The following is a 21,584-nucleotide window of genomic DNA, read 5'->3' as shown; positions in this document are numbered from 1 at the left end:
CAGGAAAATAGACGGAGAATGAATATGCAAAGCACAGATGAAAAATATATGAAAGAAGCGATCAAACAGGCAAAGAAAGCATATGCGATCGGTGAGGTGCCGATCGGATGTGTGATCGTATATCAGGATAAGATCATTGGGAGAGGATATAACCGCAGAACAATTGATAATAATACCCTGGCGCATGCAGAACTGATCGCGATCAAAAAAGCAAGCAAGAAGATGAATGACTGGAGACTGGAGGATTGTACGATGTATGTAACTCTGGAACCATGCCAGATGTGTTCCGGTGCGATCGTACAGTCCCGGATGACACGGGTAGTAGTCGGATGTATGAATCCGAAAGCCGGCTGTGCAGGCTCTATCTTAAATCTTCTGGATATACCTGAATTTAATCATCAGGTAGAATTGACGACAGGAGTGATGGAAGAAGAATGCAGTCAGATGATGAAATCATTTTTTAAAGAATTGAGAGAAGCAAGGAAGAAGAAAAAGCAGCTGGAAAAAGAACAGACCGGGGAAATATAAAAGACAGGTGATCATATGAATGAAAAGACAGTAGGAATGCTTGCAAAGTTTACAGGTGTGTCTGTACATACAATAAAATATTATGAGAAGATTGGTCTTCTGAGTTCTACGAGAAGAGAACATTCGAATTACAGGTCTTACGATATAAGGGCATGCACGGATATTTACGAATGTATGAAGTATAAGAATCTTGGGTTCGCATTGAAAGAGGTCGGGAATCTGATAAAGGAAGCAGATTCAGAAGCGATAGATAATCTGTTGAAAAAAAGATTAGAGGAAATAGATGCTTCACTGTCAGAATTGCAGGAATTAAAAAAACGTGTGACGGATTATCTTGCAGAGACGGAAGAGATAGAAAAGAAACAGGGAAACTGGTATATAGAAGAAATGCCGGATTTCTGGATCAGATTTCAGACGAATAACCTGGAATATGGCAAAAATGCACAACTTGAATCGGACGGGATTAATTTCATGGATTATGCACCGGAAAGCAAATCGGTACTTAAGATAAGCAGAGAAAGTCTGAATGGAACGGAAAACCAGTTCTCCTGGGGACAGGCAGTACGGGCAGAGTATATAGAAGATATCGAAAAAAATGAAAATGTCTGGAGCAGGCAAAAAGGATATACCAGGATAAAAGGCGGAAGAGCATTTGTCCTGTATCTGAAAATTACCGGACCGTATGCATCGGAAGGAGTGCTGCAGAAGAAAATCCGAAAGATATACCGAAAGTTTCAACAAGATGCAAAGATACCGGGAGATGCTTACTGTGTAAGGATTAAGATCACACATGATGAAGAAGGAAATGATTGGAATTATTTGAAAATATATATATTACTGAAACCTGAGAGTTAATCTCAGGTTTTTGCACTTTAGTGAGGTAAAATGCCATTAAAGAGGTGAAATTAGAAAGAAAAGAATAGAAAAAATTAATAGAAAATGATTAAAAAGACTGAAAATTATAAAATGTATTAATATGAGTACACTTGACCTGATACCTGTATCCAGTTATAAAATTAACAATATAGAAAAACGGGTCAGGAGGAAACGGATAATGACAAGTGAAGAAATCAAAAATATGAGTTTTGAAGATTTCCGGACACAGATTGAGGGGATGGAAGAGGTTCAGAAACTCACAGCAGACGGAACGGAGAGATATGGTATATATAAGCATGATGTATGCTATGTAAACAGAGACGGGATTGAGCGTACGCTCCAGATGATCGTACCAGAGACGAATGCCAAAGCACCAAAGATATATCCGGCAATTTTGTATGTTCAGGGATCGGCATGGAGAAAACAGGACAACTATAAACGGCTTGGAGCAATGGCAGATCTTGCAAGACGTGGATTTGTGACAGCGATTCTTCAATACAGAGAAAGCGATCTTGCTACATTTCCTGCTCCTGTAGAAGATGCAAAGACAGGTGTACGTTTCTTAAGAAAACATGCAGAGGAATATCGTATTGATCCGTCCCAGGTCTTTATAATGGGAGATTCAAGCGGCGGCAATACAGCGTTTATTGCGGGGGTTACGGCAGATCAGGAGCTGATGGACACAGATGTATATGGAGAATATTCCTGCAAGGTAAATGCAATCGTAGATTTCTACGGAGTTACATGCGTACAGATAAAAGAAGATTTCCCAACTACATTGAACCAGGGAGAACCGGACAGTCCGGAAGGAATGCTGATCGGTAAGAAGAATGTATATGAATATCCGGAACTTTCCAATGCAGTTACCTGTATGAATTATGTAAAAAAAGAGACAGAGATACCACCGGTCCTGATGATGCACGGACTTGCCGATGATCTGGTAGCACCGGAGCAGAGTATCCGCCTGTATAAGAAATTAAGAGAAGAAGACAAAGAAGTAGAATTCTATCTGGTAGAGAATGCAAAACACGGAGATCCGGCATTCTGGACAGAGAAGAATATGGATATTGTGGAAAAATTCCTGAAAGCACACATGAATTAAGGAGGTGCAGACTATGAATGCTACTGTAATGGCTATTATTCTGGTATTGATCGTTGTGGCAACGGTTGTCACGAAGAAAGTACCATTTAACTTTGTATTATTTATTGTACCGATCATTTGCTCGTTACTTTTGGGCTTTAGCTTACAGGAGACAAGTGACTTTGTACTGGAGCAGTTCAGTTCGATCATGAAATCTGCGGGATTCATGTTATTGTTTGCATTTCTGTATTTTCAGATGCTTACAGAAGCAGGAGTATTTGATACTATCATATCAGCAGTGACGAACAAGCTTGGCGATAAGATGAATGTCATCGTAATTATGATCCTGACATCCGTAATTGCAGCATTTGCAATTCTGACAGGAAACTTTACACCGGCGTACCTGATCACATTCCCGATCCTGGTACCACTTTATAAGAAATATGATTTTGACCGTGAGGCAGCATTTATCATAGCACAGACTGCAATGTCTGCGATGTGCTTCATTCCGTGGGGGATTGGAATGGCATATACGGCATCTTCTGCAGGATTATCTGCCAATGAACTGTCAAAGGCATCGGTTCCATGGGCATTATGTTTTATCCCGGCCATCGTTCTGCAGTGGGTATACTTTGGGATCAAGCATAAGAAACGTGTGGGAACATTTGGCGTAGTTGTAGAAAATGTAGAAGAGGAGACAAAAGAAGTAGAAGAGAATCCATACAGACGGCCAAAGCTTTTCTGGATTAATTTTATCTTATTCATTGTATTCATGGTCGGTCTTGGTGTATTCAGTCTGCCTCCATATCTGGTATTTATGGCAGCAACGGTCGTAACGGCAATGATCAACTATCCAAAGAATTTTGGTGAGATATTTGGTAAAGTCGGACCGATGTATCTGAACATTATCGTAATGCTGCTTGCAATCTCTGTATATCAGGCAGTATTCAATAATACGGGAATGGTAGGAGCTGTCTCAGACGGACTGATTAAGATCTGTCCGAAGTTCATGCTGGAATATATACATATCATCTTACTGCTGTTATGTGTGATTATCATTTACTTTATTCCATTCCAGATCTTCAATGCAATGTATCCGGTGTTCATCTCTATCGGGGCAGGATTTGGAATTCCGGCAGTGACGATCATTGCACCGTTCGTATGTAACCTGTCACTGGCAACGAGTTCAACACCGACAAACTCATCAACTTATCTTGGATGTGCATTGACAGAGACAGATGTACAGCACTTCTGTAAGAAGGCAGTTCCGGTACAGACAGTAACAAATGCAATTGTGATATTGCTGGCGTTAATATTTGGCATAGTATAAAAAACGGAGACAGAGGAATTTTGGAAATTCTTCTGTCTCTATTTTTATAGAAAACCGGCCATGGCAGGTTCTGTATATAAAAAATACCCACATGCGAAAAATCACAGTGGATAAGATGAATACTATATTATTATTTATGTGCATTGCGCTTCGAACGAGCCTTCACAGACGTTACCTTGGTAGTTAACTCAGCCCAGGCACCCTTACGGCACCCGAGAGGTTCCACTTAGTGCTGCTTCATTCCTGACCTGACACGGTTCATGGAGTCCCGTCGCGTAAGACCCAAACATCAACGTCACTTTCCAAGGGCAGCTCTGCAAAAACAAGCCCTCTGCGCAATATCACCCCTGCTATAGCGGATTGCAGGTGCAAGGTACCGCTAACACCCCGGCTGCACAGCTCAACATTTTAACGTGTTCCGGGCAAAAAGTCAATGGAAATGTTGTAAAAAAGGCGATACCAATTTATAATACCTAGATATATGAGAATTTATCTGATCGGGTGTATGCCTGAAGGGAAAAATTCTGATCTGGAGGAAAGAATAATGAAGATATTACTGGCAGCAGTCAATGCAAAATATATACATTCCAATCTGGCGGTCTACAGCCTGAAAGCCTATGCCGAGGATCCGGCGGTGGAGATCGGAGAATATACGATCAACCAGCAAAAGGACGATATCCTGATGGACATCTATAAGAGACAACCGGATATTCTCTGCCTTTCCTGCTATATCTGGAATTTGGACTATATAGAAGAAATTGTGCTGGAAATCGGAAAGCTGCGTCCGGATATGCCAATCTGGCTTGGCGGGCCGGAGGTTTCCTATGATGCAAAAGAAGTATTAAGACGGCTTCCATGTGTCAAAGGAGTGATGAAAGGCGAAGGAGAGAAAACTTTCAAAGAAATCTGCCGGATATACCGAAATGAATTCGAAAAAAGAGAAAATGTATGTGGATATCAGGATAAAAATGTGGATAATTCCTGGAAGAAATCGGAGAGTGTGGATAACCAGTTAAAGGGTGTGGACGGAATCACTTTCCGGGAAGAAAAAGAGAAAATTATCGACAATCCGTGGCGTCCGATCATGGATCTGAGCGAAGTCCCATTTGTCTACGATCATATGGAAGATTTTGAACACAAGATCATTTACTACGAGACAAGCAGAGGATGCCCGTTCTCCTGCAGCTATTGTCTGTCATCGGTGGACAAGCGTCTGCGTTTCAGGGATATAGAACTGGTGAAGAAGGAGCTGCAGTTTTTCCTTGACCACAAAGTACCGCAGGTGAAATTTGTTGACCGTACATTCAACTGCAAACACGACCACAGCATTGCTATCTGGAAATATATCATGGAGCATGATAATGGCATTACGAACTTCCACTTTGAGATTGCCGCGGATATTCTGAATGAAGAAGAACTGGAACTTCTGGAACAGATGCGCCCGGGACTGGTACAGCTTGAGATCGGTGTACAGTCAACAAATCCGAAGACGATCAAAGAGATCCACAGAGTTATGGACTTTGAAAAAGTATCTAAAATCGTGAGAAGAATTCAGAATAAGGTAAATGTGCACGAACATCTGGATCTGATCGCCGGCCTTCCGTACGAAGATGTGGAAAGCTTCGCACATTCCTTTGATGATGTCTATGCATTAAAACCGGAGCAGCTCCAGCTGGGATTCCTGAAAGTGCTTAAGGGATCCTTTATGCAGGAGCATCAGGAAGAGTACGGCATTGTCCATAAAGCGCACCCACCGTATGAAGTACTGTATACAAAATGGATTTCCTATGAAGATGTGCTGCGCCTGAAAGGGATTGAGGAGATGGTGGAGGTCTACTATAACAGCCGTCAGTTTACGAATACGATGGAAGAACTGGAAAAGGAATACGATTCTGCATTCACCATGTATGACCGGCTTGCATCTTATTACGAAGACAATGGTTATAACGCCGTTCAACACAAGCGGAGTGCCAGATATGAGATACTGCTGAATTATATACGGCTTCATCATAAAGAAAAAGAAGATCTGTTCCGGGAAGTGCTCACATATGATTATTATCTTCGTGAAAATGCGAAGAGCCGTCCGGAATTCGCCGGGGATTATCTGGTGGAAAAGAATGTGGCGAGAGCATTTTATGAAAAAGAAGAAGAGACACATATGTACCTTCCGGATTATGGAAAATACGACAGAAATCAGATGCGTAAAATGACGCATTTAGAATATTTTAAACTGGCAGATACCTATATCCTGTTCGATTATCAGAACAGAAACCCGCTGAATCAGGAAGCCAGGGTCTGTAAAGTGGAAATTGATAAAGTGAGAATAAAATAAGTATCAATATAAAAGGAAATAGAATTATGAAAAAAAGAACGGGAGAGATCCTGGAACTTCTGGATGAAAAATACGGAACAGAATTTATCTGTTATCTGAATTATGAAACTCCGTGGCAGCTTCTGATCGCTACGATGTTAAGTGCGCAGTGTACCGATGCAAGAGTCAATATTGTAACAAAAGATCTGTTCCGGAAGTACCCGTCTGTCGAAGCATTTGCGGACGCAGACCTGAAAGAATTAGAACAGGATATCAAACCAACGGGATTCTATCATAATAAAGCGAAGAATATCATAGCCTGTATGAAAGACATCCGGGATAAATATAACGGAGAAGTCCCATCAGAACTTGAAGACCTTTTAAGTCTGGCGGGAGTAGGCAGAAAGACAGCCAATGTGATCCGCGGAAATATCTATCACGTGCCGAGTGTGGTCGTGGATACACATGTAAAGCGCATATCCAATCGGCTCGGACTTACGAAGAATCAGGATCCGGACAAGATCGAACAGGATTTGATGAAGGAACTGCCGGAGGATCACTGGATTCTCTGGAATATTCATATCATTACATTCGGACGTACGATCTGCAGTGCAAGGAGTCCGAAATGTGAGGATTGTTTCTTGCAAAAATATTGTAAAGAGTATAAAATGTAGAGAAATACGTTACTGTTTACGTAAAAACTGATAATCGGTAACGGGAATAGAATTAAAGAAGGTAGAAGAATGAATTTTAACAATAAAAGAACAAGAAGAATTGTATCAATTGTTGTACTTATTGTTATCATTGCCATGGTGGCAACGATGATCATTCCGTATCTTGTATAAGCATCTTATATAAAGAAAAGTGTGTTGCCATCGTGCAGACATAGTAAGAATGTACGGAATGCTGGGAATGAAGAGAATAAAAGATAAAAGGGGAACGTAACAAGCATGAAGTTAGAGACACAGACAGAACAGCTTATAAGTGAAACAGTTACCGTCTACGGATTATCACCGCAGATCGGTGTACACGCACTTGCACAGACTGCAAATGCACTGGCAGCGCAGGGTACAGTGTTTTCTGTCTGCCCGGATATAACAGAAGACGAGGAAACAGACACAGATATAAAGAACGAGGATATGCAGGATACGCACGAAACATCTGCAAGCGTCAGTGTACAGATTGCCTATCCGGAATATGTGTTCAAATCCAGAATCCACAAGATCGAAAAACTTCTGAAAAAAGCATGTAAAAAATATAACATAAACCTTGTTGCGGTACAGGCATCCGCCAATCCGGCAGTTCAGGTGATCGCAGTGACTGTTACGGGAATTGCAAAGGCACCGAAGGAAGAAGCCTGGAACCGGGAAACCGCACGAGCCTGCAGGGACATCGTGTTCGTGGGTCATGCGGGAATGGATGGCATGCTCAGGATCACAGAAGAAAAAGAACAGGAACTTAAGACTCGTTTTGCGCCGGTTTTCATGAAGCAGATAAAGTTATACGGACAGCAGATATTTGCTCCAAAAGAAATCGAAGCCGCAAAAGCCGGGGGCGCATTTGTCGTACGTCAGGTCGCAGATGGCGGAATCTTGGCAGCACTGTGGAATCTTGCCCTGGAACTTAATCAGGGACTGGATCTTGATATGAAGAAGATCAGCATTTTACAGGAAACGATCGAGGTATGCGAACATTTCCGACTGAATCCGTATCAGATGATATCCACAGGAAGTTTTCTGGCTGTGACTGACAATGGGGAAGTACTGGCAGATGCGCTGAACAATCAGGGGATTACAGCAGCAGTAATCGGACATACAACAGACAATAACGATAAGATCTTAAGAAATGGAGAAGAGATGCGTTATATCGACCGTCCGGCTCCGGATGAGATCTTGAAGCTTTACAGCGGAGGTATGAATGATGGAAGAATTAAGAAAGCAGATACTCCTGTATCTGGAGAAGCATAGCAGGGTAGACCTCGGAGAACTGGCAGTTCTTCTTGGAACCGATGAAGTAACCGTAGCAAATGAGATTTCAGCCATGGAAAGAGCAAAGATCATCTGTGGGTATCATACACTGATCGACTGGGATAAGACAGGAACCGAGTACGTCAATGCACTGATCGAAGTAAAAGTAACACCACAGCGTGACACAGGATTTGACAAGACCGCAGAACGGATCTGTAATTATCCGGAAGTATCGGCTGTATATCTGATCTCCGGTGATTTTGACATGATGGTGCTGATTGAAGGCAAGACATTACAGGAAGTGTCAAAGTTCGTATCAAGTAAATTATCACCGATCGAAGATGTCACAGGAACCAGTACACAGTTCGTATTAAAGAAATATAAAGACCATGGAACAATCATGTTCGGGCAGAAAAAACCAGAAAGGATGCTTATAACACCATGATGAGAAATCCATTATCTAAGAAAATCACAGGCATCGAACCATCTGGAATCCGTAAATTCTTTGACCTGGTAAGTGAGATGCCGGACGCAATATCCCTTGGTGTAGGAGAACCTGATTTTGACACACCATGGAGAATCAGAGAGGAAGGTATCTACACCCTGGAACAGGGCAAGACTTTCTATACATCGAATGCAGGTCTTAAGGATTTGAAGATTGAGATCAGTAAATATCTGGAACGTAAGATCCATGTAGAATATGACCCGGATCATGAGATCATGGTGACGGTCGGAGGAAGTGAAGGAATCGATGTGGCACTGCGTGCAATGCTGGATCAGGGAGATGAAGTCCTGATCCCGCAGCCAAGTTATGTGTCTTATGTGCCTTGTACGATTTTGGCAGACGGTAACCCGGTTGTGATTCCGCTTCAGCAGAAAAATGAATTCAAGCTGACGGCAGAAGAATTGGAAGCAGCGATCACACCGAAGACAAAGATGCTGGTAATGCCGTTCCCAAATAACCCGACCGGATCGATCATGACAAAAGAAGATCTGGAGCCGATCGCCGAAGTTGTGAAGAGACATGATCTGTATGTACTTTCGGATGAGATTTACTCCGAACTTACATATAAGACAGAGCATGTGTCCATTTCATCCCTTCCGGGAATGAAGGAAAGAACACTGGTGATCAACGGATTCTCCAAAGGATTTGCCATGACAGGATGGAGACTTGGCTATATCTGCGGACCATCTGTGATCATAGAACAGATGCTGAAGATCCATCAGTTTGCAATCATGTGTGCGCCGACCAACAGCCAGTATGCAGCCATCGAGGGCTTACGCCACTGCGAAGATGAAGTACAGCAGATGAGAAATGCATACAACCAGAGACGAAGATATCTGGTCAATGAATTTGCAAAGATGAAGTTAGAATGCTTCGAGCCGTTTGGTGCATTCTATATCTTCCCAAGTATCAAAGAATTTGGTATGACTTCTGAAGAATTCGCAATGCGGTTCCTGGAAGAGGAAAAGGTTGCGGTCGTACCGGGAAGTGCGTTTGGTGAGAGCGGGGAAGGTTTCCTGCGTGTATCGTATGCGTACTCACTGGAAGATCTGAAAGAAGCGATCGGAAGACTCAGTCGGTTTGTTGAGAGACTGAGAAGCCAGAAGTAAGGTTGACGGAAGCTGATTTGAAGAGAATTTAAAAGAAATAATAGAAATAGAAAAGCCGTCAGGGAATGTTAATGTATGAATTAGAATTATATTCCCTGACGGCTTTTGTTATTGCTATGCAGCTTCTGCAGATATCAGAAAATACAGGATGAATTGTATAATCCGGAATTTACTCTTACATTTTTGGAAAAAATCTTGACTTGGAGCGAACTCCAAGTGCTATAGTAATGAACGGAAAGGTGGTGTCTGGATTGACGATAAAAGAAGTAAGTGAAACATATGACATTTCCGCTGATACCCTGCGTTATTATGAACGCATCGGCATGATACCGGAAGTAACACGTACGGCAGGCGGAATCAGAGACTATCAGGAATCAGACCTTGGATGGGTGGAGCTTGTGATCTGTATGAGAAAAGCAGGACTTCCCGTGGAGGCACTGATCGAGTATGTAAAATTATATCAGGAGGGCGACGAGACATTTGAAGCAAGACTTCAGCTTCTTTCGGAAGAAAGAGAGAAGTTAGAAGAGCAGAAAGCGCAGATAGAGTCAGCGATCAACCGGTTGAATCACAAAATTTCCAAATACGAAGAAGCAGTAAAGACAGGAGTATTAAACTGGGAGGAGAATAGTTCATGTATATAGAAAAGATTAACGGACCAGAAGACGTAAAGAAATTAACCGTAGACGAGATGACCGTAATGGCAGGTGAGATGAGAGAAGCACTGTTAAAGAGAGCCAGTATCCACGGCGGACACTTCGGACCAAACTTCGGTATGGTAGAGGCAACGATCGCACTGCATTATGTATTCGAGTCACCAAAAGACAAGATTGTATATGACGTATCACACCAGACCTATCCGCACAAGATGCTGACAGGAAGAAAGGATGCATATCTTTATGAAGAACATTACGATGACGTGTCCGGCTACAGCAATCCAAATGAAAGTGTACACGATCATTTCACTGTAGGTCATACATCTACATCCGTCAGCCTTGCGTGTGGACTTGCAAAAGCAAGAGACCTGAAAGGGGAAGAAGGAAATGTGATCGCAGTGATCGGTGACGGTTCCTTAAGCGGCGGTGAAGCACTGGAAGGACTGGACTATGCAGTAGAATTAGACGGAAATCTGATCATCATTGTAAATGACAATGATATGTCCATCGCAGAAAACCACGGCGGATTATATGGCAACTTAAAATTACTCCGTGAGGCAAACGGACAGGCAGAATGCAACCTGTTCAAAGCTATGGGATTAGATTACATTTACGTGGATCACGGAAATGACGTCGGAGAGCTGATCGAAGCATTCCAGAGTGTCAAAGACAGCAAGAAACCAGTTGTTGTGCATATCAATACCTTAAAGGGAAAGGGTTATGCACCGGCAGAGCAGAACAAAGAAGTATGGCATTATAACGGACCATTTCATATCGAGACAGGTGAACCGTTATACGAGATGACAGAAGAAGACTATTCGGATATTTCCATGAATTATCTTTTGGATAAGATGAAAAAAGATCCGGCAGTAGTAGCGATCACATCCGGAACACCGACTGTTATGGGATTCACAGAAGATAAGAGAAAAGAAGCAGGAAAACAGTTCGTAGATGTCGGTATCGCAGAAGAGACAGCTGTAGCACTTGCTTCCGGAATTGCCGCAAATGGCGGAAAACCGGTTTATGGTGTATACAGCACATTTGTACAGAGAACTTATGATCAGATCGCACAGGATCTCTGCATCAACAACAGCCCGGCAACTATTGTAACATTCTGTGGTTCGGTATACGGAATGAATGATGTGACACACCTTGGACTATATGACATCCCGATGATGGCAAATATCCCGAATCTAGTATACTTTGCTCCGACAACGAAGGAAGAATACCTGGCAATGCTCGACTGGAGTATCGAACAGAATGAGTATCCGGTAGCAATCAAGCTTCCGGGCGGCAGCGTGATCTCAGACGGAAAAGAGATTACAAAAGACTTCGGTGATCTGAACAAATACGAAGTAACTCAGAAAGGTTCTAAGGTTGCAGTGATTGGACTTGGAACATTCTACGGACTTGGTAAAGAAGTTGCTGAAGAGCTTAAGAAAGTAACCGGAACAGATGCAACTGTGATCAATCCATATTATATTACAGGTATTGATGCAGAACTTCTGGAAGAGCTTAAGAAAGATCATGATGTTGTGATCACTCTGGAAGATGGTATTCTGGATGGCGGATTCGGCGAGAAGATCGCAAGATTCTACGGAGATTCGGACATGAAGGTTCTGAACTTCGGACTGAAGAAAGAGTTCCTCGATCGTTATGATGTGGCAGAAGTTCTGAAAGAGAATCATCTGACGAAAGAGCAAATTACGGAAGGTATAATGAAGTTTATTTAAAAATTGAATAAATAAAACGTATATGATATACTACTACAAACAACCGCAATATGGGTGGAAGGCCTCCTAAGATACATAGATAGGAGGTGGTGTAAATGAACAATAAAAATTTTGACTTTTATATATTTGATATGTCAGTAGGAAATAGAAAACCCACCCTCTAAAAAGTCTTGGCAGGACTGGGTGGATTTCTATTACTCAATATGGCCAACCACTTTGAGCGGTTGTTTTTTGTATAATTATAATATCATAGAAATATATCTTTAGCAAGTAATATAAAAATAAAAAGGGAATTTTTAATTGTAATTTGTTGGTATGCCAACAGCTAAAATCATGTAAAATAAGATAGAATCATACGATCAATAATTTTAAAAATACATACGAAAAGAAAGAGAGGACACACATGGATCACATATATGACGTAATCATCCTTGGCGCCGGTCCGGCGGGATTAAGCGCAGGCTTATACGCAGGCAGAAGCAGATTGGACACCCTGATCATCGAAAAAGGACAGGCCGGCGGCCAGATTATCAACACAGACGAAATAGAAAACTATCCGGGACAGATCGTAGAAGGAGAGACAGGCGTTTCTCTTGTACGCAGAATGTACGAACAGACAGAGCAGTTCGGAGCAGAACATGTCCGTGATACAATTACAGATGTAGAACTGAACGGAGAGATCAAAGTCCTGACAGGCGAAAAAGATACGTATCAGGCAAAAAATATCATCATCGCAACCGGTGCATACGCAAGACCGATCGGATGCAAAGGTGAGCAGGAGTACAAGGGACGCGGAATCTCTTACTGTGCGACCTGTGATGCGAACTTCTTTACCGACCTGGAAGTCTATGTAGCGGGCGGCGGGGATGCAGCGGTGGAAGAAGCGCTGTACCTTACAAAATTCGCCAGAAAAGTTACGATCATTCACAGAAGGGACGAGCTGCGTGCGGCGAAGTCTATTCAGGAAAAAGCATTTGCCAATCCGAAGATTGCATTCCTGTGGGATTCGGTAGTGGAAGAAGTGAGCGGCGACGGACTGCTCCAGACGATGACCGTGAAGAATATAAAGACCGGGGAGTTTACGAAGATAGAAGCTGATCCGAAAGACGGACTGTTCGGACTGTTTGGATTCATCGGTATGATCCCGAATACCGGCGTGTTTGCAGATAAAGTAGAGACGGATGACAAGGGATACATTAAGACGGATGAGGATATGCATACCAACGTACCGGGCGTGTATGCGGCCGGAGATGTAAGAGTCAAGAGCCTGCGCCAGGTAGTGACTGCGGTAGCAGATGGTGCGATCGCGGCAGTGCAGGTGGAGAGAAGTATATCAGATTATTAGAAGAATATGGAAAACAATATTAGAAATATAGATTGTTATGCGTTCGGAAGAAGGAGATGATCCTATGACTGTAGAAGAGATGAAAAAGAAGAAAACAGAATTAGGTTTCAGCTGCGAACAGATATCAGATCGTTCCGGTGTACCATTGGGAACGGTACAGAAGATATGAAAGGATCTGTTTCTAATCCATATCCTGGTATGATGAAAGAAAGCGTATCGGCTTATCGCATCTATGGAGATGGCACAGATCATGAAGGTGATATCTGGAAAAGTTTGAGATCAGTATCAAATTAAGAGAGTACATTAGGCAGAACAAAGGATTATGTATGGTACTGCCGTCACCGGTCAGCGTACAGCTGGATGAAGATGACAGGACGATGATACAGCCGGATGTCGTGATATGCTGCGATAGAGAGAAGATACTTCAAAGCCATGTCTACGGAGCTCCGGATATGGTAATTGAGATATTGTCACCATCTACAAGAAAAAAAGATATGGGCTTAAAACTAAAAAAATATATTACTGCAAGAGTCAGAGAATACTGGATGGTTGACCCGGATAAGAAAAAAGTTGTAGTATATGACTTGGAACATAATGAATTACCGGCCATCTATGGTTTTGAAGACCAGGTGCCGGTGAAGATATTTGCTGGAAAATGTCAGATTGACTTTTCGGAAATATACAGCTATATAGAATTTTTATTTGAAAAAGAATAGAAAAACGGAGGACCACAACATGTTAAACATCGTATTACACGAACCAGAAATCCCGGCAAACACAGGCAATATCGGAAGAACCTGCGTAGCCACCAACACCAGATTACACCTGATCGAGCCACTCGGCTTCCGCTTGAATGAAAAGAACTTAAAGCGTGCCGGCATGGACTACTGGGAGCATCTGGATGTCAGAACCTATATTGATTACAATGATTTCCTGGAAAAGAACCCGGGAGCCAAGATCTACATGGCAACGACAAAAGCACCGAAGGTATATACAGAAGTGAACTATGAACCGGACTGCTACATCATGTTCGGAAAAGAAAGTGCCGGAATCCCGGAAGAGATTCTGGTAGAGCATAAAGAAGACTGCGTGCGTATCCCGATGGTAGGCGACATCCGTTCGCTGAACCTCGGCAACTCGGTTGCGATCGTGCTTTACGAAGCACTCAGACAGAACGGATTTGCAGGTATGAATCTGGAGGGGCATCTTCACGAATTACACTGGTAAGAAAAGGAATCCAATCTGTATAAATTCCATATTATTTAGACAAAATAAGGATATTGTCCGTTTTCGTTGAGAAAATGAGATGATATCCTTATTTTCATACCAGGTATATGAAAAAATACAGGAGGCGCTGGCAGGCGTTTCTACTTATTAATAAGTGCACAAATATAAAACGACAAAATGATAAAAATGTATCAAAGTGACATACAATTTACAACAAATGTAATAAATGTATGGTAAAATTGCAGAAATAAGATTATAATTTAAATTAGATTTTGTATTTTTTTGAAGGAGAGGTGGTAGATGAATGGTAGAAGAAACCATTAAGACCATCAAGGAAACGGAGAATGAAGCGGATGAGATCATAAGAAAAGCAGATGCAACGTGTACCGAGATCCTTGAAAAAGCTGCCAGAGAGGCAAAAGAGATAAAAGAGCAGGCTGTAGCAAATGCAAAGAAACAGGCAGAAGCAGATCTTTTGCAGGCGAAAGAAGAAGGAGAAGTCTTAAAAAAACAGGCTTCCGAGAAGACGGAACAGGAGACAGAAGCATTAAAAGCACTGGCTCAGGGAAAAGAAGAGGAGGCGGTATCCGCAGTCATCAAAGCATTGCTCTGATGATATGGGAAGAGTAAGAACGTGAAAAAATAAAAAAGGAGGGATGCAGTTATGGCAGTATTGCAGATGCAGCGAATCAGTATCTGCGCATTGAAACATGACCGGAAAGCGATTCTGGAAAAACTGCAGTCCATGGGCATGATAGAGATGCATCAGGTCGCGCAGGACGAAGCCGGATTCGAGAAGATGGATACGCAGAGTGCGAAATCAAGCTTCGAGAAACGGGTGCAGATCACGGAAAACGCACTGGATGTATTGAATCAGTATACACCGGAGAAAAAATCCATGTTCGCCAGTCTGGAAGGAAATGAGCTGATCGATAAAAAGACGATGGAAGCTGCCGCAGCGAAGCAGGAAGCAGTCATGGAAGTGGCGGGACTTCTGATCGCTGATCATAAGAAAATTGCGGAAGCACAGGCTGAGATTGTGAAGCGGAATACCCAGATAGAAGCACTTACACCATGGATGAGTCTGGAAGTTGCGATGAATTATCCGGGCACGAAAAAGACGGCAATGCTTCTTGGAACCATGGCGGCGGAGACGACACTGGAAATGATCTACGGAAAGCTTGCCGAAGATCATCCGGAGATCGAAGCCGTAGATATATCGGTTATAAGTCAGGATAAAGATGCCGTGTACTTAAGCGTGTTCTGTATGAAGGACCAGGCAGCAGATGTGGAGAATACACTCCGCACTGCAGGATTCTCAAGACCGGTTGTATCGACAGAGCAGATTCCGGCAAAGCAGAAAGAAGAACTGGAAGAACAGATCAGACAGATCGAACAGACAATTGCAGATATCCGGGGAGAGATCATATCTTACGCAGAAGACCGGGAGGAACTGAAGATCATCGGTGACTATTACCGGATGCGTGCAGAAAAGTACGAAGTACTGGGAACACTTCCGCAGTCCAGACGTACATTTATTATCAGTGGTTACGCAGCAAAAGAAGCGATACCGGCGATCCAGAAAGGAATCGGGGATGCATATGACTGTGTGATCGATGTAGAAGAGTTAAAAGAAGACGAAGAACCACCGGTGATCCTTAAGAATAACGGATTTTCGGAAAGTGTGGAAGGAGTCCTGGAGTCTTACGGACTTCCGCATAAAGGAGAGATCGATCCGACCGCGATCATGTCATTCTTCTATGTATTTTTCTTTGGAATGATGTTATCAGATGCAGCGTATGGTGCGATCATCGCAATCGTGTGTCTGATCGTCCTTAAGAAATTCCCGCGCATGAGTGCCGGTATGAGGAAATCTATGAAAATGTTCATGTACTGTGGAATTTCTACCATGGTATGGGGAATCTTATTCGGTGGATATTTCGGAGATGTCGTAGACGTCGTATCGAGCACATTCTTTGGAAAAGAACTGACGATCAAGCCGCTGTGGTTTGCACCGTTAAATGATCCGATGCGACTTCTGATTTATTCGATGGCATTCGGACTGGTCCATCTGTTCGTGGGTCTTGGGATCAAGGGATATATGTTGTTAAAAGACGGAAAGGTACTGGATTTCTTCTGCGATATCGTATTGTGGTACATTTTCCTGATCGGACTGATCCTGATGTTACTTCCGTCAGAGATATTTGCTTCAATCGCACAGACCAAGATCGTGTTCCCGGCAGCGCTTGTTACATTGTCAAAAGCACTGGCAATCATCGGGGCACTCGGACTGTTATTGATGTCCGGAAGATCGAGCAAGAATCCGGCACTTCGGCTGGCACTTGGAGCATATGATATCTATAATATCACCGGATGGTTAAGTGATGTATTATCATACTCCAGACTTCTGGCACTGGGACTTGCAACAGGTGTTATCGCATCCGTTGTCAACCAGATGGGAAGCATGCTTGGTAAGAGTGTATTTGGAGTCATCTTATTTATCGTAGTATTTATCGTCGGACATGCAATGAACCTGGCAATCAACCTGCTTGGTGCATATGTCCACACCAACCGACTTCAATTTGTGGAATTCTTCGGAAAATTCTACGAAGGCGGTGGAAAACCTTTCGAACCGTTTCATGCGGAGACAAAATATGTAGATATTAAGGAGGAAAAATAGATATGAGTATTTGGAATGATATGGGAATGGTATATGCACTTCTTGGTGCGGCAGTGGCAGTATTCCTGGCAGGTGCAGGATCTGCGATCGGAGTTGGTATTGCAGGACAGGCAGCGTCCGGAGTTGTAACAGAAGACCCAAGCAAATTCGCAAAAGTACTGATCATGCAGCTGCTTCCTGGTACACAGGGAATCTACGGACTGCTGGTTGGTTTCATTACATTATCCAAGATCGGACTTCTTGGCGGTGGTGCAGCAGATCTGGATCCTAAGACAGGACTTCTGATCCTGGCAGCTTGTCTTCCAATCGGAATCGTTGGTCTGATCTCAGGAAAAGCACAGGGACAGACAGCAGCGGCAGCAATCGGAATTGTAGCAAAGAAACCGGATCAGTTCGGTAAAGCAATGTTGTTCCCTGCAATGGTTGAGACATATGCCATCCTTGCACTTCTGATTTCTATCCTTTCCGTAACAGCAATTCAGGTATAGAAGGAGTGTGAAGGACAATGGCTGGATTAGATAAGATCAAAAGTCAGATCCTTGACGAGGCAAAAGTGACAGCGGATGCGAAGATCGAAGATGCGAAAGCACAGGCAGAACAGATGAAGCTTAAGGCACAGGAAGAGGGAGCCAGACAGGCAGATACTATCCTGAAAAAGTCGGAAGCAGATACTGCATCGCAGAAAGAGCGTGTGAAATCAGCCATCGATCTTCAGAGAAGAACGAGACTTCTGGAAGCAAAGCAGGAGATGATCGCTGAGATCATCGAGAAGGCGTATGAAAAGGTTATAAACCTTGCGCCGGATGATTATTATCAGATGCTTCTGTCGATTCTGGAAGCATATATACTTCCGCAGGAGGGAGAGATCTATTTCTCCGTAAAAGATCTGGAAAATATGCCGGTAGGATTTGGCAAAGAAATTGAAGAAATAGCTCTGGCAAAGGGAGGAAAACTTACTGTAGCCGGAGCGGGCAGAGATAATATTGACAATGGATTCATTCTTGCGTACGGTGGAATTGAAGAGAACTGTACGATCAGGGCAATGTTCGATGCGAAGCGGGATGAGCTTTCAGATATCGTTCACCGGCTGCTCTTTGTATGATGCGGAAAGCATCAGAAGAACCAGTAGGAATGTTCAGATATCAGGAATGTTCGGAAATGGAGGAACAACATGAGTGAACAATATACCTATGCGGTCGCAAGAATCCGTGCCCTGGAAGTATCCCTGTTCTCTGACAGTACCATCGACCAGCTGATTGCGTGCCAGAATTATGATCAGGCACTGCAGTTCTTAGAAGAGAAAGGCTGGGGAGATGCCGAAAGCAGCGGGGATGCGGAAAAGATCCTGACGAGAGAAGAAGAAAAGACATGGGAAGTAGTAAAAGAACTGTCGATCGGAATGGAACATTTCGATGTGCTTTCTTATCCGAAGCTTTTTCATAATTTAAAGGCAGCGGTCAAGGAAGTATGCACCGGAGATAAGAACCGGCATATCTATTATGAAGATGTTCGGATTCCTGGAGAAGAGATGCGTAAGATCGTAGAAGACAGAGACTTTGGAAAGCTTCCGGACAGTATGCGGATTGCAGGAGAAGAAGCATACGAGACACTTCTTCATACAGGAGACGGGCAGCTCTGTGATGTGATCATAGACCGGGCAGCACTGGATGCTATCTATCAGGCGGGAAAAGAGTCACCGGATAAGATCATACAGGATTATGCAGAATCCACAGTGGCAGTGGCGGACATCAAGATCGCTGTCCGGTCACAGAAGACCGCAAAATCAACAGACTTTATGAAACGGGCAATGGCGGAATGTGATTCCTTAAGTGTCAGCCAACTCTCGAAAGCGGCACTTAGCGGCATGGATGCCATCTGTGAATACTTAAGAGGAACGGCTTATGCAGAAGGTGCGGATGCACTGGCAGAGTCGCCGTCGGCATTTGAAAGATGGTGTGACAACCGGATCATTCAGACGATAAGCCCGGAGAAATATCATGCATTTACGATAGGACCGGTAATTGCCTACGTAATTGCAAGGCAGAATGAGATTAAAACGGTACGAATCATTTTATCCGGAAAGCAGAATGAACTGCCGGATGATTCAATCCGGGAAAGGGTAAGGGAAATGTATGTATAAGATCGCAGTAGTGGGTGATTATGACAGCATCTTCGGATTCGCAGCACTGGGCCTTGATACATTTGCCGTCCAGACCCGTGAGGAAGCCGCAGAGAAATTACATCAGCTGGCACAGGGCGGATATGGAATTATCTATATCACAGAGAAACTTGCCGCTGAGTTAACGCATGAGATAGAAAAATATCAGGAACAGGTCACACCGGCGATCATTCAGATTCCGGGTATCGCCGGAAATACAGGCGCCGGAGTTGCAGGTGTGAAGAAATCGGTAGAGCAGGCTGTCGGTTCCGATATTATATTTGGCAGCTAAAGGAGGTTGATTCGTCCGTATGAGTACAGGAACGATTAAAAAAGTAGCAGGACCGCTGGTCATTGCAGAAGGTATGCGTGACGCCAACATGTTTGACGTGGTACGTGTAAGCAGCCAGCGTTTGATCGGAGAGATCATAGAGATTCACGGAGATGAGGCATCCATCCAGGTATACGAAGAGACATCGGGACTTGGACCTGGAGAGCCGGTAGAGTCTATGGGAGTACCAATGTCAGTAGAACTTGGTCCCGGACTGATCACAAGTATATACGATGGAATCCAGAGACCACTGGATGACATTATGAAGATTTCCGGAAATAACTTAAAACGAGGCGTGGAAGTCGCATCGTTAAAGCGTGATAAGAAATGGGAATTTGTACCGGTCGCAAAAGCCGGCGATGAGGTCGAAGCAGGTGACGTACTCGGAACTGTGCAGGAGACCATCGTTGTACAGCAGAAGATCATGGTTCCTTATGGAGTAAAAGGAACGGTAAAAGAGATCAAAGCCGGAACATTTACCGTAGAAGAAGTGGTAGCAGTGATCGCTACCGAAAAAGGTGACAAAGAACTGACGATGATGCAGAGATGGCCGGTACGAAAGGGCCGTCCGTATCAGAAGAAGCTGCCGCCGGTAAAACCACTGGTAACCGGTCAGCGTGTTATCGATACATTCTTCCCGATCGCCAAAGGTGGTGTGGCAGCTGTTCCGGGACCTTTCGGAAGCGGCAAGACAGTTATCCAACACCAGCTGGCTAAGTGGGCAGAGGCTGATATCGTGGTCTATATCGGATGCGGAGAACGTGGCAATGAGATGACCGACGTTCTGAATGAATTCCCGGAACTGAAAGACCCGAAGACCGGACAGTCTCTGATGGAAAGAACCGTGCTGATCGCAAATACATCGGATATGCCGGTTGCAGCCCGTGAGGCTTCCATCTATACCGGAATCACGATCGCAGAATATTTCCGTGATATGGGATATTCTGTAGCGTTGATGGCAGATTCTACATCCCGTTGGGCAGAGGCACTTCGAGAGATGTCGGGACGTCTGGAAGAGATGCCTGGTGAGGAAGGTTACCCGGCATACTTAGGTTCCCGTCTGGCACAGTTCTATGAAAGAGCCGGACATGTGGTATCCCTTGGTAAAGAAGGAAGAGAAGGTGCACTTTCCGTTATCGGAGCGGTATCTCCTCCGGGTGGTGATATCTCTGAACCGGTATCACAGGCAACCCTTCGTATTGTAAAGGTATTCTGGGGACTGGATTCCGCACTTGCGTATAAGAGACATTTCCCAGCCATCAACTGGCTGACCAGTTATTCGCTGTATGTTGACAATATGGCAAACTGGTTCAACGAGGAAGTGGCAGCGGACTGGATGGAAGACCGTCAGAAGATGATGACAATCCTTCAGGAAGAAGCCGAGTTAAATGAAATCGTACAGATGGTAGGTATGGATGCCCTGTCACCGACTGACCGTCTGAAGATGGAAGCGGCAAGATCCATCCGTGAGGACTTCTTACATCAGAACTCCTTCCATGAGATCGACACTTACACGCCGCTTCGTAAGCAGTATCTGATGATGAAACTGGTACTGGCATTTTATGAGAAATCTGTCGACGCACTGAACAAGGGTGCGGACATGAATGCACTGATCGCCATGCCGGTAAGAGAAAAGATCGGCCGTTATAAATATACAACAGACGCCGATATCGAAAACGAATATAAGAATGTAGAAGAAGAACTGGACAAAGAAGTTGCGGCTGCATTCGGGAAGGAGGACTTCTAA

At 43.7% G+C, this 21,584-nt stretch carries 21 protein-coding genes and 1 other RNA gene; 21 read left to right on the top strand and 1 reads right to left on the bottom strand.

All coding sequences use genetic code 11. The features are described 5' to 3' along the window. Positions 1-24: 24 nt before the first annotated feature. From tadA to NQ508_RS12990, 4 genes are all read left to right on the top strand, one after another. Positions 25-528: a tRNA adenosine(34) deaminase TadA gene (tadA, locus tag NQ508_RS13005; protein WP_044920694.1), complete on the top strand. Its 504-nt coding sequence runs from the start codon at positions 25-27 to the stop codon at positions 526-528. A gap of 15 nt (positions 529-543) precedes the next feature. Then, complete coding sequence (locus tag NQ508_RS13000; protein ID WP_006428746.1) at positions 544-1,383, top strand: helix-turn-helix domain-containing protein; 840 nt, start codon at positions 544-546, stop codon at positions 1,381-1,383. A 199-nt stretch (positions 1,384-1,582) separates the two neighbouring features. Continuing rightward, positions 1,583-2,506: an alpha/beta hydrolase gene (locus tag NQ508_RS12995; RefSeq protein WP_070099255.1), complete on the top strand. Its 924-nt coding sequence runs from the start codon at positions 1,583-1,585 to the stop codon at positions 2,504-2,506. Positions 2,507-2,519: 13 nt separating this feature from the next. After that, entirely contained in the window at positions 2,520-3,815 is a 1,296-nt protein-coding gene (locus tag NQ508_RS12990; RefSeq protein WP_006428744.1) for an SLC13 family permease, read from the top strand. Between the two features lie 136 nt (positions 3,816-3,951). On the opposite strand, the gene ffs is transcribed toward NQ508_RS12990, so the two are convergent. Next, positions 3,952-4,214, bottom strand: an RNA gene (gene ffs, locus NQ508_RS12985) — signal recognition particle sRNA large type. Between the two features lie 145 nt (positions 4,215-4,359). Between ffs and NQ508_RS12980 the strand changes: the two genes are divergently transcribed. From NQ508_RS12980 to NQ508_RS12895, 17 genes are all read left to right on the top strand, one after another. Then, positions 4,360-6,147 carry a B12-binding domain-containing radical SAM protein gene (locus NQ508_RS12980; protein ID WP_044920623.1) on the top strand — a complete coding sequence of 596 codons (1,788 nt, stop codon included), beginning with the start codon at positions 4,360-4,362 and terminating at the stop codon, positions 6,145-6,147. Between the two features lie 26 nt (positions 6,148-6,173). Further along, on the top strand, positions 6,174-6,800 hold the full coding sequence (nth, locus tag NQ508_RS12975; RefSeq protein WP_006428742.1) for an endonuclease III: 627 nt from the start codon (positions 6,174-6,176) through the stop codon (positions 6,798-6,800). 276 nt (positions 6,801-7,076) lie between these two features. Further along, positions 7,077-8,093 (top strand): AIR synthase-related protein, encoded by a 1,017-nt coding sequence (locus NQ508_RS12970; protein ID WP_006428741.1) that lies wholly within the window; start codon positions 7,077-7,079, stop codon positions 8,091-8,093. Then, positions 8,047-8,538, top strand: coding sequence for an Lrp/AsnC family transcriptional regulator (locus NQ508_RS12965; protein ID WP_006428740.1), 492 nt, complete (start codon positions 8,047-8,049; stop codon positions 8,536-8,538). Before NQ508_RS12970 ends, NQ508_RS12965 begins: the two co-directional genes overlap by 47 nt. After that, complete coding sequence (locus tag NQ508_RS12960) at positions 8,538-9,707, top strand: aminotransferase class I/II-fold pyridoxal phosphate-dependent enzyme (RefSeq protein WP_044920690.1); 1,170 nt, start codon at positions 8,538-8,540, stop codon at positions 9,705-9,707. The genes NQ508_RS12965 and NQ508_RS12960 overlap by 1 nt, the downstream gene beginning before the upstream one ends. Positions 9,708-9,958: 251 nt before the next feature. After that, positions 9,959-10,351 carry a MerR family transcriptional regulator gene (locus NQ508_RS12955; RefSeq protein WP_022416401.1) on the top strand — a complete coding sequence of 131 codons (393 nt, stop codon included), beginning with the start codon at positions 9,959-9,961 and terminating at the stop codon, positions 10,349-10,351. Beyond that, on the top strand, positions 10,342-12,096 hold the full coding sequence (locus NQ508_RS12950; protein ID WP_006428737.1) for a 1-deoxy-D-xylulose-5-phosphate synthase: 1,755 nt from the start codon (positions 10,342-10,344) through the stop codon (positions 12,094-12,096). Before NQ508_RS12955 ends, NQ508_RS12950 begins: the two co-directional genes overlap by 10 nt. Positions 12,097-12,499: 403 nt before the next feature. Beyond that, positions 12,500-13,441 carry a thioredoxin-disulfide reductase gene (trxB, locus tag NQ508_RS12945; protein WP_006428736.1) on the top strand — a complete coding sequence of 314 codons (942 nt, stop codon included), beginning with the start codon at positions 12,500-12,502 and terminating at the stop codon, positions 13,439-13,441. 326 nt (positions 13,442-13,767) lie between these two features. After that, positions 13,768-14,157 (top strand): Uma2 family endonuclease, encoded by a 390-nt coding sequence (locus tag NQ508_RS12935; RefSeq protein ID WP_006428733.1) that lies wholly within the window; start codon positions 13,768-13,770, stop codon positions 14,155-14,157. Between the two features lie 19 nt (positions 14,158-14,176). Continuing rightward, entirely contained in the window at positions 14,177-14,668 is a 492-nt protein-coding gene (locus NQ508_RS12930; protein ID WP_006428732.1) for a tRNA (cytidine(34)-2'-O)-methyltransferase, read from the top strand. 304 nt (positions 14,669-14,972) lie between these two features. Then, on the top strand, positions 14,973-15,281 hold the full coding sequence (locus NQ508_RS12925) for a hypothetical protein (protein ID WP_006428731.1): 309 nt from the start codon (positions 14,973-14,975) through the stop codon (positions 15,279-15,281). A gap of 51 nt (positions 15,282-15,332) precedes the next feature. Beyond that, positions 15,333-17,348, top strand: a complete 2,016-nt coding sequence (locus tag NQ508_RS12920) for a V-type ATP synthase subunit I (RefSeq protein ID WP_006428730.1) — start codon at positions 15,333-15,335, stop codon at positions 17,346-17,348. Positions 17,349-17,350: 2 nt separating this feature from the next. Then, a complete protein-coding gene (locus NQ508_RS12915; RefSeq protein WP_006428729.1) occupies positions 17,351-17,836 on the top strand; it encodes a V-type ATP synthase subunit K in 486 nt (161 codons plus the stop codon). Positions 17,837-17,853: 17 nt separating this feature from the next. Next, the gene (locus NQ508_RS12910) at positions 17,854-18,450 is read left to right on the top strand and encodes a V-type ATP synthase subunit E (RefSeq protein ID WP_006428728.1); all 597 of its coding nucleotides are present in this window, start codon (positions 17,854-17,856) and stop codon (positions 18,448-18,450) included. A 69-nt stretch (positions 18,451-18,519) separates the two neighbouring features. Next, positions 18,520-19,488 carry a V0D/AC39 family V-type ATPase subunit gene (locus NQ508_RS12905; RefSeq protein ID WP_006428727.1) on the top strand — a complete coding sequence of 323 codons (969 nt, stop codon included), beginning with the start codon at positions 18,520-18,522 and terminating at the stop codon, positions 19,486-19,488. Further along, complete coding sequence (locus NQ508_RS12900; protein ID WP_006428726.1) at positions 19,481-19,798, top strand: V-type ATP synthase subunit F; 318 nt, start codon at positions 19,481-19,483, stop codon at positions 19,796-19,798. The genes NQ508_RS12905 and NQ508_RS12900 overlap by 8 nt, the downstream gene beginning before the upstream one ends. Before the next feature lie 19 nt (positions 19,799-19,817). Beyond that, positions 19,818-21,584 (top strand): V-type ATP synthase subunit A, encoded by a 1,767-nt coding sequence (locus NQ508_RS12895; RefSeq protein WP_006428725.1) that lies wholly within the window; start codon positions 19,818-19,820, stop codon positions 21,582-21,584.

The sequence above is a fragment of the Dorea longicatena genome (genome assembly GCF_025150085.1).
Lineage (GTDB): Bacteria > Bacillota > Clostridia > Lachnospirales > Lachnospiraceae > Dorea_A > Dorea_A longicatena.
Note: the sequence above shows the minus strand (reverse complement) of the source record. Positions and strands in the feature narration are given on the sequence as shown.

Bases quoted from the DNA above. Each gene is read 5' to 3' on its own strand.
- tadA (WP_044920694.1), top strand. From the start codon at position 25: ATGCAAAGCACAGATGAAAAATATATGAAAGAAGCGATCAAACAGGCA.
- NQ508_RS13000 (WP_006428746.1), top strand. From the start codon at position 544: ATGAATGAAAAGACAGTAGGAATGCTTGCAAAGTTTACAGGTGTGTCT.
- NQ508_RS12995 (WP_070099255.1), top strand. From the start codon at position 1,583: ATGACAAGTGAAGAAATCAAAAATATGAGTTTTGAAGATTTCCGGACA.
- NQ508_RS12990 (WP_006428744.1), top strand. From the start codon at position 2,520: ATGAATGCTACTGTAATGGCTATTATTCTGGTATTGATCGTTGTGGCA.
- NQ508_RS12980 (WP_044920623.1), top strand. From the start codon at position 4,360: ATGAAGATATTACTGGCAGCAGTCAATGCAAAATATATACATTCCAAT.
- nth (WP_006428742.1), top strand. From the start codon at position 6,174: ATGAAAAAAAGAACGGGAGAGATCCTGGAACTTCTGGATGAAAAATAC.
- NQ508_RS12970 (WP_006428741.1), top strand. From the start codon at position 7,077: ATGAAGTTAGAGACACAGACAGAACAGCTTATAAGTGAAACAGTTACC.
- NQ508_RS12965 (WP_006428740.1), top strand. From the start codon at position 8,047: ATGGAAGAATTAAGAAAGCAGATACTCCTGTATCTGGAGAAGCATAGC.
- NQ508_RS12960 (WP_044920690.1), top strand. From the start codon at position 8,538: ATGAGAAATCCATTATCTAAGAAAATCACAGGCATCGAACCATCTGGA.
- NQ508_RS12950 (WP_006428737.1), top strand. From the start codon at position 10,342: ATGTATATAGAAAAGATTAACGGACCAGAAGACGTAAAGAAATTAACC.
- trxB (WP_006428736.1), top strand. From the start codon at position 12,500: ATGGATCACATATATGACGTAATCATCCTTGGCGCCGGTCCGGCGGGA.
- NQ508_RS12935 (WP_006428733.1), top strand. From the start codon at position 13,768: ATGGTACTGCCGTCACCGGTCAGCGTACAGCTGGATGAAGATGACAGG.
- NQ508_RS12930 (WP_006428732.1), top strand. From the start codon at position 14,177: ATGTTAAACATCGTATTACACGAACCAGAAATCCCGGCAAACACAGGC.
- NQ508_RS12925 (WP_006428731.1), top strand. From the start codon at position 14,973: ATGGTAGAAGAAACCATTAAGACCATCAAGGAAACGGAGAATGAAGCG.
- NQ508_RS12920 (WP_006428730.1), top strand. From the start codon at position 15,333: ATGGCAGTATTGCAGATGCAGCGAATCAGTATCTGCGCATTGAAACAT.
- NQ508_RS12915 (WP_006428729.1), top strand. From the start codon at position 17,351: ATGAGTATTTGGAATGATATGGGAATGGTATATGCACTTCTTGGTGCG.
- NQ508_RS12910 (WP_006428728.1), top strand. From the start codon at position 17,854: ATGGCTGGATTAGATAAGATCAAAAGTCAGATCCTTGACGAGGCAAAA.
- NQ508_RS12905 (WP_006428727.1), top strand. From the start codon at position 18,520: ATGAGTGAACAATATACCTATGCGGTCGCAAGAATCCGTGCCCTGGAA.
- NQ508_RS12900 (WP_006428726.1), top strand. From the start codon at position 19,481: ATGTATAAGATCGCAGTAGTGGGTGATTATGACAGCATCTTCGGATTC.
- NQ508_RS12895 (WP_006428725.1), top strand. From the start codon at position 19,818: ATGAGTACAGGAACGATTAAAAAAGTAGCAGGACCGCTGGTCATTGCA.